Below are 13,832 nucleotides of genomic sequence, written 5' to 3' on the forward strand. Positions count from 1 at the left end.
GCTTAATTGATTAAAATGTCGTTACTGTATAGAAAAACTCAACTATTGACAACTTTTTCAACCGCTTTTGTTAATCGCTTCATGCCTTCTTCAATTTCGTCTTCGGATATTATCAACGACGGAGTAAACCGCAATACATTTGGGCCGGCATTTAAAATCATCACCTTAAATTCAGTAGCAACATTTAAAAGCTCTCGGGCTTTATTATGAAACTCAGGTTGTAACTCAGCACCTAGCAGCAACCCTTTACCGCGATATTCCCGAAACAACTTAAATTTATCATTAATTTCTTCTAGTTTTTCAATAAAAATAGCGCGTCGCTTTTGCACACCCTCAAGCACTTCGGCAGAATTAATGATATCGAAAGCCTCACAAGCTACAGCACAGGCAAGAGGATTGCCACCGTAAGTAGTGCCATGCACGCCAGGGTGCATAACTGAAGCAATGTCATTTGTGGTTAACATTGCACTAATTGGAAAACCGCCCCCCAAAGCTTTAGCCGAGGTCAAAATATCAGGCATGACACCATATTGTTGATAAGTATATAAACTGCCTGTTCTACCCATTCCGCATTGCACCTCATCAAATACCAATAAGGCCTTATATTCATCACAAAGCTCACGCACACCTTGCAAAAATTCAGGCGTTGCTGAGGTTAACCCACCTTCACCTTGAACCGGCTCTAACACAACAGCACAAGTATGGTCATCGATTACCGCTTTAACAGCATCAAGATCATTAAAAGGAACGTGAATAATATCAGCAGGTTTGGGACCAAAACCATCAGAATATTTGGCTTGCCCACCCACTGAAACCGTAAAAAATGTACGACCATGGAACGACTGATAAAAGGCAATAATTTTAGTTTTATAAGGACTGTGTTTTTGGATAGCATAATATCGAGCCAGTTTAAATGCCGCTTCATTTGCTTCTGCTCCTGAATTAGCAAAAAAAACGCGATCAGCAAAGGTATTATCAATCAATTTTTGCGCCAAATTTAAAGCTGGCTCATTAGTAAACACATTACTAACATGCCACAGTTTTTCGCTTTGTTCTTGCAAAGCTTTCACTAATCGTGGATGACAATGACCAAGCGCATTAACTGCAATACCACCCGCAAAATCAATATATTCTTCACCATGCTGGTCCCAAACACGACTACCTTGACCTTTAACAGGAATAAATTGAGCTGGTGCATAAACAGGTAAAATAACTTGATCAAAAAGTTCACGAGTGATTTTTGCTGGCATTGTTTAATCCTTATTTATTTTTAATGATAATTTCATGTTATTTTAAGCAAATTAACTGCAGTGTAAAGTAAATAATTATTCATTTATTTTAAATTAATATTCACTTGTAAAAGTAATTTCAATTTGCAAACTTATTCGATAATTTTCTTCTTATCTCTAATTATTTTCAGGTATAATCAGCACCTGTTCGTTAATTGTACTTAAAAAAGAGATAAAAATGAGTCGTGTTATTTATTGCCATTATTTAAAAAAAGAAGCGGATGGTTTAGATTTCCAGCTTTATCCTGGGGAGCTTGGCAAACGTATTTTTAATGAAATATCAAAACAAGCATGGCAGGAGTGGCTTAAAAAGCAAACGATGTTAATTAACGAAAATAAATTGAATATGATGAATCCTGAACACCGCAAAAAAATTGAAATAGAAATGGTCAAATTTTTATTTGAAGGTGAAGATATTGTTATTGATGGATATAAACCTCAACATTGAGATAAAAAATGAAAAACAATAAAAAACTCATTGCATTAATTATTGCAGTCAGCCTGTTAGCGGGCTGCCCAAGCCGCAATTCGCACAAAGAAGATGAAGATTATTACGTCAAAGATACCAACGCATTCAATATCTTAATTAGCCAATATGCTAACAACATCGAACAAATTTGGGGGCCTAAAGAAGTGCTTATTGCTGGTCCTAAAGATTATGTTCAATATGAAGATAACCTAAAAACCCGTGTCCATATTAATTTTGTTTCAGGTATTATAACCATTGAAACCATGGCTGAATCACCAATAGAAAATTTAAAAGAAGCAATTGTTTCAACATTGCTTATGTCAGAACCAGTAGACATTATACGTCATGACAAAATCAGCCAAGACTTATCTAAAGACCCATTTTTATACAATCAGGTACTCGACCAAGAGCTCCAACCAATCCGCTGGAGCGGTCGAGCCAACAGCTTTGCTGATTATGTTCTTGCCAACAACCTAAAAATTCGCACCTCTGGTCCACATAAAATTGCCTATGTCGAAATTAAACTTGTTCCTAACCACATAAATCAGCGTGCAAAAAAATTCTTACCACTGGTTACGGAAGCATCAAACCGCTATTTTATTGATGAACGCTTAATACTTGCCATTATGGAAGTTGAATCCGCATTCAACCCTTATGCGGTTAGCCGCACTGATGCACTTGGACTAATGCAAGTACAACAACATACGGCAGGGCGTGATATTTTTAAATTACGAGGTAAATCAGGCGAACCAAGTCGAAAGTTTTTGCTAGATCCTCGTAACAATGTTGATATGGGTACAGCGTACCTATCACTATTAAAAACAAAATACTTAGCAGGAATTAACAATCCTATTTCGCTAAGATACGCTATGATTACCTCATATAACGGCGGGGCAGGTAGCGTGTTGCGTACGTTTTCAAACGATCGCAACGAAGCTATTAACATTATCAACTCAATGACACCGCAACAAGTATATCGAAAGCTTGTGACTTCGCATGTTGCGCAAGAATCACGTAATTATTTAGTGAAAGTAAGTCGAATTTTAGATAACAAATAAATGGCATATAAATACCCCACTTTTTATACTTTATGGAAAGTGGTTTTTTTAAATAAAAAATAATATGATCCTATTAAAAATGGCAAAAAACTTCAAAAAAATCAATGTTTTTATGACCAATTTTTAGTGGTAATTGCATTGTTTTTTAATAAAAAAGCAATTTACAAAAAACACTTAAAGCTTGGATTGTCAGGGAATTCGCTTTAATTCCCTAACTCAAACTTGGTCACTGTTGTTATTTTATTCCCCCAAAGCAAAGCATCCAAAACCACCGCACCAATCCATTCTATTCGCCAACAAAAAAGCGGTTATTTTCCACAAAAAAATCGGTCAGGAAAGGTATTGATTTTATTGAGTTTTTTATTTAATATTTTTTTATAAAAACAAATATTTGCTTTAAAAGCTCTGTTATCGGTAATTACTTAAATAAACAATAAATTTTTACTTTTAGCGTTTTTTTTAATAAAAAAAACGTGATCTGCTTCAAATTTTGAGTATACTATGCGTCTCATAAAACCCTAGTTTTTTTGAGGATGTTAGTTTGAGTACTGATAAACTTGTGGATTCCTATTCCCCCGCACAAATGACACAAATTGCCGAAGACATTGGCAACTACAAAGTAAATAAACACCCATGTAGCACAATTTTATCTGCAATTCTTGCTGGTGTTTTTATCTCTATTGCTTTTGTTTTTTATATTACCGTTACAACTGGCACTGCAACCGTTGCGTTTGGTTTAGCCAAATTAGTTGGTGGTATCTGCTTTTCATTAGGATTAATGCTAGTTGTTTGTTGTGGCGCTGATCTTTTTACTTCAACAGTATTGACTATCTTACCAAGAATGACGCATAAAGTAAGTTGGTTAAAAATGTTCCGTAATTGGATTTTAGTCTATGTTGGTAACTTTATTGGTGCTATACTGTTTGTAATGATTATTTGGCTGTCAGGTCAGTATATGGTAGCTAACGGGCAGTGGGGATTGAATGTATTGCAAACTGCTGATCATAAGTTGCATCATACTTTTATTGAAGCTGTATTCCTTGGTTTTTTAGCTAACTTAATGGTTTGTTTGGCTGCATGGTTAAGTTATGCTGGTCGTAGCTTACTTGATAAGATGTTAATCATGGTTCTTCCTGTCGCTATGTTTGTTGCTAGTGGATTTGAGCATAGCATTGCAAATATGTTTATGATCCCGATGGGTATTATGATTAATAATTTTGCTTCCCCTGAATTTTGGCAAGCTGTTGGCGTAGCGCCAGATACATTTAAATCACTAACTGTTGAACATTTTATATTTAACAATTTAATTCCAGTTACAATCGGGAATATTTTAGGTGGTTTAGCAGTTGCGCTACCTTATTGGGCTTTATATTTACGTAAGCCACATTGATTTTATAATATTTGCCCTAATATGTAAGAGGGTAAATAGATATTTTTGTAAACCTGAGGTGAAAATTATGAGTAATTTAAACGAAGTACAAGCAGCTGCTTGGAAAGGATTTAAAGATGGTGATTGGCAAAGTAATGTCAATGTCCGCGATTTTATTCAAAAGAACTACACGCCATACGAGGGCGATGAGTCTTTCTTAGCTGGCGCAACAGAAGCTACTACTAAGTTATGGGATAAAGTAATGGAAGGCATTAAAATTGAAAATGCTACCCATGCTCCTGTGGATTTTGATACAAGTGTTATTTCGACAATTACTGCTCATGATGCAGGTTATATCGAAAAAGATTTAGAAAAAATTGTTGGTTTACAAACTGAAAAACCACTAAAACGTGCGATTATCCCGTTTGGTGGTATCAAAATGATCGAGAATTCTTGTAAAGCTTATAACAGAACACTTGATCCTTTAGTCAAAAAAATCTTCACTGAATATCGTAAAACTCACAACCAAGGTGTTTTCGATATCTATACTCCTGATATCCTTCGTTGTCGTAAATCTGGTGTTATTACTGGTCTTCCTGATGCTTACGGTCGTGGTCGTATTATTGGTGATTACCGTCGTGTGGCACTTTACGGTATTGACTATTTGATGCAAGACAAATTTGCACAATTCACTTCTTTACAAGCTGATTTTGAAAATGGCGTTGATTTAACTATGACTATGCAACGTCGTGAAGAAATCGCTGAACAACATCGTGCGCTTGGTCAAATTAAAGAAATGGCTGCTAAATATGGCTTTGATATTTCTGGACCAGCAAAAACTGCACAAGAAGCTGTTCAATGGACATATTTTGGTTATTTAGCTGCGGTTAAATCACAAAATGGTGCGGCAATGTCTTTAGGTCGTACTTCAACTTTCTTTGATATCTATTTCCAACGTGATCTTGCTGCAGGTTTAATCACTGAAAAAGACGCACAAGAAATTGTTGACCATTTCGTGATGAAACTACGTATGGTTCGTTTCTTACGTACTCCTGAATATGATGAGTTATTCTCAGGCGATCCAATTTGGGCAACTGAATCTATCGCAGGTATGGGGGTTGATGGCCGTACATTAGTAACTAAGACTTCTTTCCGTTTCTTAAATACTTTATATACAATGGGTCCTTCACCAGAACCGAATATGACTATCCTTTGGTCTGAACAGTTACCAAGTGGATTTAAAGAGTTCGCATCAAAAGTATCAATCGATACTTCATCATTACAATATGAAAACGATGATTTAATGCGTCCAGACTTTAACAACGATGACTACGCTATCGCATGTTGTGTAAGCCCAATGATCGTTGGTAAACAAATGCAATTCTTTGGTGCGCGTGCTAACCTTGCTAAAACACTTCTATATGCAATCAATGGTGGTGTTGATGAAAAATTAAAAATGCAAGTAGGCCCTAAAGAAGACCCAATCACTGATGAATATTTAGATTTTGATACAGTGTTTGCTCGTTTAGATCACTTTATGGATTGGTTAGCAAAACAATATGTAACTGCATTAAATGCTATTCACTATATGCATGATAAATATAGCTACGAAGCGTCATTAATGGCATTACATGATCGTGATGTTATTCGTACTATGGCATGTGGTATTGCAGGTCTTTCTGTTGCTGCTGACTCACTTTCTGCAATTAAATATGCAAAAGTGAAAACCATTCGTGATGAAGATGGCTTAGCTACTGACTTTGAAATCGAAGGTGAATATCCACAATTCGGTAACAATGATCCACGAGTTGATGATATTGCTGTTGATTTAGTTGAACGTTTTATGAAGAAAATTCAAAAACTTAAAACTTATCGTAATGCTATCCCTACTCAATCAGTACTTACTATTACATCAAATGTTGTATACGGTAAGAAAACAGGTAATACACCTGATGGACGTCGTGCTGGTGCACCATTTGGACCAGGTGCTAACCCAATGCACGGTCGTGACCAAAAAGGTGCGGTTGCGTCATTAACTTCTGTTGCAAAACTACCATTTGCTTACGCTAAAGATGGTATTTCATATACTTTCTCTATCGTTCCAAATGCGTTAGGTAAAGATGATGATGTGCGTAAACGTAATTTAGCTGGTTTAATGGATGGTTACTTCCATCACGAAGCGACAATTGAAGGTGGTCAACATCTAAATGTTAATGTGTTAAATCGTGAAACATTATTAGATGCAATGGAACACCCTGAAAAATATCCGCAATTAACCATTCGTGTTTCTGGATATGCAGTACGTTTTAACTCTTTAACTAAAGAGCAACAAAAAGACGTAATTAGTCGTACATTTACACAGTCTATTTAGGTGCGACAAGAGCGCACTTATGGTGCCTAACTCTTTGATTTTTAATCAAAAGTTAGGTGGGTTAATTAAGGTGAATAACTTTAATTAGCCACCCTCACAATATCCGAGTAGGGCGTTATACATGTCCGAAAGGATATTGTATAACCTGTACTCGGTAAAGAATATATTAAAGCCCATGGGAGACAACTCTCACACTTTAAAGAACTAGTCTTTGGACAATTCAATTAATCATATCTGATATTCTGGAAGATTCCAAGGAGTTCAATAAGAATTTATTGAATCGACCAAGGAAACGAAAGAACCCATCAGCGTATAGTTTAAGCTAGAATTGACCTATTGTGAAGTTATAAGTGCATAAGCTGTTATTATCATTGTTGAAGTACAATTGCTTATAAATTAGGTGAAAGTGCGAGTCAACCTGTTATATGACTAACAGTAGCCTAGGGATAGTGCGAGACTGGCAACGGTCTGGTGCGGAGCTTCCTGACAATGTACCCCCTTGAGGAGTAGCAAGGTTAATGCATACCGTGAGGTAACATTAAGTAGTGGCAAGTAGCATGCCATGAGGGGCTAGGCTAAATAGAAAGATGAACGTAAGTGAACTGTTGATAAACGTCGTGAATTGTAAAGAGCTTAAGCTACTGACAAGCTCTAACCAAAAGGTACATAGTGGGATATCCTTCTCTAAATTGGGGATACGTCATCATAACACTATCGGCGAACAGACAGCATCTTAACTATTTGTGTGATAATAATGGAACTTGGTAAGCCTGTATTTCCGCCCTAGGGCAGGTAGAGCGCAAGCGATACTGATGGGGGTGCAGGTAAGGGAGGTTAGAGAAAGCGAATGATTGGCTGTAATGGCTGATATAGGGTATGAAACATGACCTAACCCGAAAGGGTGCAGACTTCTAACTGGTCTTTCATCGTAAGATGTTGGCAAATCCTTTGTGGTCATTTCTTCGGGAATGATTGGGTGAGGAAAGGAAAAGGGCAAGTGAAAACAAGCCCATTTCCCTACTCTAACAATTCACCATGTGACAGAGAAGTAGAATTTATTTGGCATATTGAATAATTCTTCTTCTTTTCACGAGGCGAAGAAATTATTCACACAAAACCAAGTAGATTTCTGCTTATTTCTGTTACTACAGGAGTAAGTATGAAAGAGTACTCTAAGTTTAACGAAAAAGTTAAAAGTAGTCCAGCTCCAGCGACTCCTGACATGAATGAGCTATGGCACAAGATTGATTGGGTCAAAGCAACAAAGCATGTTAAAGGGTTGCAGGTACGGATTGCGAAGGCAACAATTGAAGGTGACTACCGTAAGGTTAAACGCTTACAACGGTTACTGACACGCTCAACGTATGCTAAGCAATTAGCGGTGCGGAGAGTGACAGAAAACAGAGGTAAAAGAACGGCAGGGGTTGACAAAGTAACATGGTCAACACCAATGAGCAAATGGAAAGCCATTGCAACGCTGACAAGTAAAGGATATAAACCCATGCCATTAAGGCGAGTTTATATTCCCAAGTCTGACGGAAAGAAGCGTCCTTTGGGCATTCCGACCATGAAAGACAGAGCAATGCAAGCGCTGTACTTATTTGCTTTACAGCCTGTTGCAGAAACGACGGCGGATAAAAACTCGTATGGTTTTCGAATCAATCGTTCAACGGCGGATGCGATAAGCCACGTGCATAAGATATTCTCACGCAAAGGGAGTCAAATGAGACAAACGGCGCAATGGGTATTGGATGCGGATATACAGGGTTGTTTTGACCATATTAGCCATGATTGGTTAATAGCCAATATTCCGATGAATAAGCGGATATTAGCAAAATGGTTAAAATCGGGCGTTGTGGACATGGGACAGGTCAAGCGGACGGAAGAAGGCACACCGCAAGGGGGCATCATCTCTCCGACTTTAGCGAATATGGCACTGGATGGCATGGAGGCGCTATTAACCCAACACTTTGGTGTCATTGGGAACAGGCAACGACGTGCTAATAAGGTGTACATGGTTCGATATGCGGACGACTTTATTATCTCAGGGAGTTCGAAAGAGTTACTTGAAAATGAAGTAGTACCAAGAATTCGGGAATTTCTGAAAGAAAGGGGCTTAACCTTATCGGAAAGGAAAACACGGGTTATTAATATCGAACAAGGGTTTGATTTCTTAGGGTGGACGGTGAAATCATTTAAGGGCAAATTGTTGATTAAACCGAGTAAAAAGAATGTGAAAGCATTCTATCGCAAGGTAAAAGAAACGATAAGCAAAATGAAAATGGTTAAGCAGGACATACTTATAGCAAAATTAAATCCAATGTTAAGGGGATGGGCTAACTATCACCGTAGCATTGTCGCTAAAAAAACGTACAGTAAAGTAGACCATTTAATCTGGAAAGCGATTTGGAAATGGTGCTGTCGAAGACACGGTAACAGGCGGAAACGATTTGTTAAAGAGAAATACTTTACAAAGATACAAAGCAGAGACTGGATATTCGGGACACAGACAACGAATCGGCACGGCGAGAAAATATGGACTGAATTACTGATTTGCAGTAGGACAGAGATTAAACGTCATGTTAAGGTAAAATCGGAATACAACCCGTTTTTACCTGAATGGGAATTATACGGCGAAACGTTATACCAAAAACGGATGTGCGAAGATTATTCGCACAGAAGTCAATGGCAAAGGTTGTATAAGGAACAAAAAGGGCGTTGTGGACTATGTCATCTCCCTATCACAAAAGAGACGGGATGGCATGACCATCATATTATATACCGTGTACAGGGTGGAGATAATAAACTGGAAAACAGGGTATTATTACACCCCGTCTGCCATACTAAAGTTCATGCACTGAAGTTAGAGGTATTGAAACCGACTTAGCAATAAGTTAATAGGAAGGCTTGAGCTGTATGCGGAGAAATTCGCTCGTACAGTTCTTAGGGGGCGGCGACACAGTAATGTGTCGTTGCTACCCGACTTAATTATTTTAACTTTATTGATAAATGGCGTCCTTATGGACGCTATTTTTTTATCATTTTTAATTAATGATAGTTATTGTGATAATAATTTAATTATTATGTGAATTTATTCTGTATAATTAAACAAGTTGAAAGAGATGCCTGATTAATGCAATCGGTGCATAAAAGACATCATTTAAGCTAAAATAAATTCAAAAGCAATGTGAGCAGTGATTAGAGCGTATCTATGGAACAACAAAATATTATTATGACAACAAAGCAGCCCATTAAGGGGCGTATCCATTCTTTTGAATCTTTTGGTACTGTTGATGGTCCAGGGATTCGTTTTATCGTTTTCTTTCAAGGTTGTCTTATGCGTTGTTTGTATTGTCATAATCGGGATACTTGGGACGTGAAAGCAGGGCGCGAAGTCACCGTTGATGAACTGATGAAAGAAATCGTTTCTTACAAAAGTTTTATTATGCCTAATGGTGGTGGTGTGACCGCATCAGGCGGTGAGGCAACATTACAGGCTGAGTTTGTGACAGAATGGTTTAAAGCTTGCCATCAAGAAGGTATTAGTACTTGTTTGGATACCAATGGATATGCAAGACAGTTGGACCATATAGTTGATGAACTTTTGGCTGTGACCGATTTGGTTATGCTTGACTTAAAACAAGTAAATGATGAAATTCATCAAAAATTAGTTGGTGTGCCAAATAAGCGGGTCCTTGAGTTTGCTAAACATTTGCATAAAATTAATAAACGAACATGGATTCGTTATGTTGTCGTTCCCGGTTGGACTGATGATGATAATTCCGCGCATTTGTTAGGTAAATTTATTGAAGGTATGGATAATATTGAGCGTGTAGAGTTGCTACCTTACCATAAATTAGGTGCTTATAAGTGGGATACCCTCGGTGATACATATAAATTGGAAGGGGTCGATGCTCCACCACGCGAAACGCTTGATAAAATACAATCTATTTTAGAAAGTTATGGCCATTATGTGACTTTTAGTAAATAAACCGTATAAATGAATAAATAGGCACTTGGTAAGGTGCCTATTTTTTAGTATCGTATTCGTTTACGTTTTATTGCTCGTAAAACAAAAATAGTCCCCTCTAAAGCGAGTACGCATACAGATAGCCAAATTAGTCCATATGAGGCAAGGTATTTAGGAGACACTGTTTCATGCAAAAATAATACTGAAACAATGGTTAACAATACGGGCTCTACATAGCCGAGTAAACCAAATAATCCCAGTGGTAGTAGACGTCTTGCGAAGAAGTATATAGCAAAAGCAATGGCGGTTATAATTCCTAACATTGGAATATAAATAGGGAAATGAATAATATCTCCAATAATTTTGTCCGCATTATAATTTAACGAGAAGTAAATAAGGCAACCGATAAAGATAAACAAGAAGTCTGAAAAAGTGCCCGCAATGCCTTCTATTTGCAATTTTCGCCTTGTGATGAAGTAGATGGGGTATCCTAGAGCTATAACGGCTGTTTCCCACGAAAATGCGCCTGTGGTTGCAATTTCGATTATTACGCCTAAAGCAGCTAACCCAACGGCTATTTTTTGTAAAAAACTGAGTTTTTCTTTGTAAAAGATCTGTCCTGAAATAACCATGGTTAATGGCAGTAAAAAATAGCCTAGCGATGCCGATAGTCCATGTCCATTAAGTGGTGCCCAGATGAAAATCATCATTTGAATAGTCAGTAAAAAAGAAGAAAACATCAATCCTAATAAATAAAGCGGTTGCTGTTTTATTCGTATAAATAGGGCTGTTATTGCTGACCATTGTTTTTGGACGATAATCAATATAATAATTGCCGGAAATGAGGTTAATAGTCGCCAGCAAAAAATATCGATAACTGATAATGGTTGTAATAGTACAGGGTAGTAATAAAGCAAAGCAAAAAGGCATGATGAAAATATTAAAAGCGTGATGCCTTTTATCATCTCTTTTCCCCTTTTTTTGTTAATAAAAAAATAGCGCTAACTAATAAGTAGCGCTATTAACTACATAGGTCTGATTTCACTTAGCCAATGACTTCAACGCCGTTCATGTAAGGAACTAAAACTGATGGTACTTTAATTGTGCCATCTGCTTGTTGGTAGTTTTCCATAATGGCGACAAGTGTGCGCCCTACAGCTAATCCTGAACCGTTTAGGGTATGGACTAAATAAGTTTTGTTATCTGCTTTATTGCGATAACGAGCTTGCATTCTGCGTGCTTGGAAATCCCACATATTAGAACAAGACGAGATTTCACGATAAGTATTTTGCGCAGGTACCCATACTTCAAGATCATAAGTTTTACATGAACCAAAGCCCATATCCCCCGTACAAAGTACAATTTTACGATAAGGAAGTTCAAGTAGCTGTAGTACCTTTTCTGCATGCGCTGTAAGCTCTTCTAGTGCTTTCATTGATTCTTCTGGTTTAACGATTTGTACCAGTTCTACTTTATCAAACTGATGCATGCGGATTAAGCCTCGAGTATCTTTACCATAAGATCCAGCTTCTGAACGGAAGCATGGGGTATGGGCTGTCATTTTTAATGGTAATACACTTTCATCAAGAATTTCGTCACGCACTAGATTTGTTACAGGAACTTCAGCAGTTGGAATTAAAGCATAATTACTGCTTTCTGCTTCTTCATCTAATGGCTTGGTATGGAACAGATCACCAGCAAACTTAGGTAGTTGCCCTGTACCAAATAGTGTCGCTTGATTGACAAGGTACGGTACATAAATTTCGGCATAACCGTGTTGTTCGGTGTGTAAATCTAACATAAATTGAGTGATTGCTCGATGTAAGCGTGCAATTTGTGATTTCATCACCACAAAGCGTGCACCTGTTAGTTTTACGCCAGCTGCAAAATCAAGACCACCAAAACGTTCACCTAATGCGACATGGTCTTGAATAGGGAAATCAAATGTTCTTGGTGTGCCAAAGCGAGAAACTTCAACATTGTCATTTTCATCTTTACCATCTGGGACAGAGTCATCAGGCATATTAGGGATGGTTGAGGCAATGTCTTTAATTTTGTTTAGTAAGATGTCAAGCTCTGCTTTTGCGCTGTTAAGTTTTTCACCAAGTTTATTTACTTCTTCACGAACAGCGGTAATGTCTTCGCCTCGTGCTTTTGCTTCACCAATCGCTTTTGAACGAGCATTTCGTTCTGCTTGTAGGTTTTCGGTTTCAACTTGTAATACTTTACGTTTTTCTTCAAGATGACGAATAGTTTCAACATCTAATTTAAATCCACGACGAGCTAATTTTTTAGCAACAAGATCTAATTCATTTCGGAGTAAATTCGGGTCCAACATAAATAATGTCCATTATTAATTAGGGTATATCTTTCTACTTTGTCGTTATTCTAATATAGATAATAGAACATATAAATCAAAAAGTAGATTGATTTAGATATTAAATTTTGTGAGCTTAGTATACTAGAATTATATCGGGATTCAACCGAAATGGCGCACCCGAAGGGATTCGAACCCCTGACCGCTCGGTTCGAAGCCGAGTGCTCTATCCAGCTGAGCTACGGATGCGTGTAAGTTCGTTAAAAAGTGGTGCATCCGAAGGGATTCGAACCCCTGACCGCCCGGTTCGTAGCCGGGTACTCTATCCAGCTGAGCTACGGATGCGTTTTGAATTTTTTAAAATGGTGCATCCGAAGGGATTCGAACCCCTGACCGCCCGGTTCGTAGCCGGGTACTCTATCCAGCTGAGCTACGGATGCATATTTTAAATTTTTAAAATGGCGGTGAGAGAGGGATTCGAACCCTCGATGCAGCTTTTGACCGCATACTCCCTTAGCAGGGGAGCGCCTTCAGCCTCTCGGCCATCTCACCAAGACATTATGACTTCTTGAACAACAAAATCATAATGTGTGGCGCACATATTACTTTTTACAAAAAATAAGTCAAACATTTTTTTGCTTATGCGTGCTGGTTGTTTATTTACTGCCCAATATTACCCTTTGGGCTCGGGGAATTCATCATTTGAATCTTGTGTCTGATGAATTCTGTTATATATCTCTTCTCTATGAATAGAAACATCTTTAGGTGCATTAATACCAACTCTGACTTGATTGCCTTTTACGCCTAAGACGGTAATAACTACATCATCCCCAATTATTAGTGTTTCACCTACTCTCCTAGTTAAAATTAACATTAGATCTCCTAATATCAGTTAAGTATATATCCAAACTATTTTAAGATATAGCTTCGTCAGCCTCCATCCATAAGAATGTAAGACGGAATTTACAGAAAAACTCTAATATTTAATT

Annotated in this window: 10 protein-coding genes and 4 tRNA genes; 6 read left to right on the forward strand and 8 right to left on the reverse strand. The window is 37.7% G+C overall.

The annotated features are described in order from the left end of the window. Positions 1 to 38 precede the first annotated feature (38 nt). Complete coding sequence (locus GQ589_RS00285) at positions 39 to 1,250, reverse strand: aspartate aminotransferase family protein (protein ID WP_160423841.1); 1,212 nt, start codon at positions 1,248 to 1,250, stop codon at positions 39 to 41. A 217-nt stretch (positions 1,251 to 1,467) separates the two neighbouring features. Here GQ589_RS00285 and GQ589_RS00290 point away from each other — a divergent pair, with 217 nt between their 5' ends. The 6 genes from GQ589_RS00290 (at position 1,468) to pflA (ending at position 10,547) form a co-directional block, all read left to right on the forward strand. Continuing rightward, positions 1,468 to 1,737, forward strand: coding sequence for an oxidative damage protection protein (locus tag GQ589_RS00290; protein ID WP_160400628.1), 270 nt, complete (start codon positions 1,468 to 1,470; stop codon positions 1,735 to 1,737). 8 nt (positions 1,738 to 1,745) lie between these two features. Continuing rightward, the gene (gene mltC / locus GQ589_RS00295; RefSeq protein WP_160423843.1) at positions 1,746 to 2,816 is read left to right on the forward strand and encodes a membrane-bound lytic murein transglycosylase MltC; all 1,071 of its coding nucleotides are present in this window, start codon (positions 1,746 to 1,748) and stop codon (positions 2,814 to 2,816) included. A gap of 541 nt (positions 2,817 to 3,357) precedes the next feature. Further along, entirely contained in the window at positions 3,358 to 4,206 is an 849-nt protein-coding gene (focA, locus tag GQ589_RS00300) for a formate transporter FocA (protein ID WP_237398397.1), read from the forward strand. A 67-nt stretch (positions 4,207 to 4,273) separates the two neighbouring features. Next, positions 4,274 to 6,556, forward strand: a complete 2,283-nt coding sequence (pflB, locus tag GQ589_RS00305) for a formate C-acetyltransferase (RefSeq protein ID WP_160401321.1) — start codon at positions 4,274 to 4,276, stop codon at positions 6,554 to 6,556. 1,159 nt (positions 6,557 to 7,715) lie between these two features. Continuing rightward, on the forward strand, positions 7,716 to 9,443 hold the full coding sequence (ltrA, locus tag GQ589_RS00310) for a group II intron reverse transcriptase/maturase (RefSeq protein WP_160423845.1): 1,728 nt from the start codon (positions 7,716 to 7,718) through the stop codon (positions 9,441 to 9,443). Positions 9,444 to 9,767: 324 nt separating this feature from the next. Further along, positions 9,768 to 10,547 carry a pyruvate formate lyase 1-activating protein gene (gene pflA, locus GQ589_RS00315; protein WP_237398396.1) on the forward strand — a complete coding sequence of 260 codons (780 nt, stop codon included), beginning with the start codon at positions 9,768 to 9,770 and terminating at the stop codon, positions 10,545 to 10,547. 44 nt (positions 10,548 to 10,591) lie between these two features. Here the strand turns inward: pflA and rarD are convergent, their stop codons facing one another. The 7 genes from rarD to csrA form a co-directional block, all read right to left on the reverse strand. Continuing rightward, positions 10,592 to 11,491, reverse strand: coding sequence for an EamA family transporter RarD (rarD, locus tag GQ589_RS00320; protein WP_160423847.1), 900 nt, complete (start codon positions 11,489 to 11,491; stop codon positions 10,592 to 10,594). Between the two features lie 80 nt (positions 11,492 to 11,571). After that, positions 11,572 to 12,864 (reverse strand): serine--tRNA ligase, encoded by a 1,293-nt coding sequence (gene serS / locus GQ589_RS00325; RefSeq protein WP_160401319.1) that lies wholly within the window; start codon positions 12,862 to 12,864, stop codon positions 11,572 to 11,574. Positions 12,865 to 13,015: 151 nt separating this feature from the next. Further along, positions 13,016 to 13,092, reverse strand: a tRNA-Arg gene (locus GQ589_RS00330). 19 nt (positions 13,093 to 13,111) lie between these two features. Further along, positions 13,112 to 13,188 (reverse strand) — tRNA-Arg (locus tag GQ589_RS00335). Between the two features lie 18 nt (positions 13,189 to 13,206). Then, positions 13,207 to 13,283, reverse strand: a tRNA-Arg gene (locus GQ589_RS00340). A 19-nt stretch (positions 13,284 to 13,302) separates the two neighbouring features. Beyond that, positions 13,303 to 13,395, reverse strand: a tRNA-Ser gene (locus GQ589_RS00345). Between the two features lie 121 nt (positions 13,396 to 13,516). Then, positions 13,517 to 13,717 carry a carbon storage regulator CsrA gene (gene csrA, locus GQ589_RS00350; protein ID WP_160401318.1) on the reverse strand — a complete coding sequence of 67 codons (201 nt, stop codon included), beginning with the start codon at positions 13,715 to 13,717 and terminating at the stop codon, positions 13,517 to 13,519. Positions 13,718 to 13,832: the final 115 nt, after the last annotated feature.

Source organism: Gilliamella sp. Pas-s27, assembly GCF_009795865.1.
GTDB lineage: Bacteria > Pseudomonadota > Gammaproteobacteria > Enterobacterales > Orbaceae > Gilliamella.

Bases quoted from the DNA above. Each gene is read 5' to 3' on its own strand.
- GQ589_RS00290 (WP_160400628.1), top strand. From the start codon at position 1,468: ATGAGTCGTGTTATTTATTGCCATTATTTAAAAAAAGAAGCGGATGGT.
- GQ589_RS00285 (WP_160423841.1), bottom strand. From the start codon at position 1,250: ATGCCAGCAAAAATCACTCGTGAACTTTTTGATCAAGTTATTTTACCT.
- ltrA (WP_160423845.1), top strand. From the start codon at position 7,716: ATGAAAGAGTACTCTAAGTTTAACGAAAAAGTTAAAAGTAGTCCAGCT.
- csrA (WP_160401318.1), bottom strand. From the start codon at position 13,717: ATGTTAATTTTAACTAGGAGAGTAGGTGAAACACTAATAATTGGGGAT.
- mltC (WP_160423843.1), top strand. From the start codon at position 1,746: ATGAAAAACAATAAAAAACTCATTGCATTAATTATTGCAGTCAGCCTG.
- rarD (WP_160423847.1), bottom strand. From the start codon at position 11,491: ATGATAAAAGGCATCACGCTTTTAATATTTTCATCATGCCTTTTTGCT.
- pflA (WP_237398396.1), top strand. From the start codon at position 9,768: ATGGAACAACAAAATATTATTATGACAACAAAGCAGCCCATTAAGGGG.
- serS (WP_160401319.1), bottom strand. From the start codon at position 12,864: ATGTTGGACCCGAATTTACTCCGAAATGAATTAGATCTTGTTGCTAAA.
- pflB (WP_160401321.1), top strand. From the start codon at position 4,274: ATGAGTAATTTAAACGAAGTACAAGCAGCTGCTTGGAAAGGATTTAAA.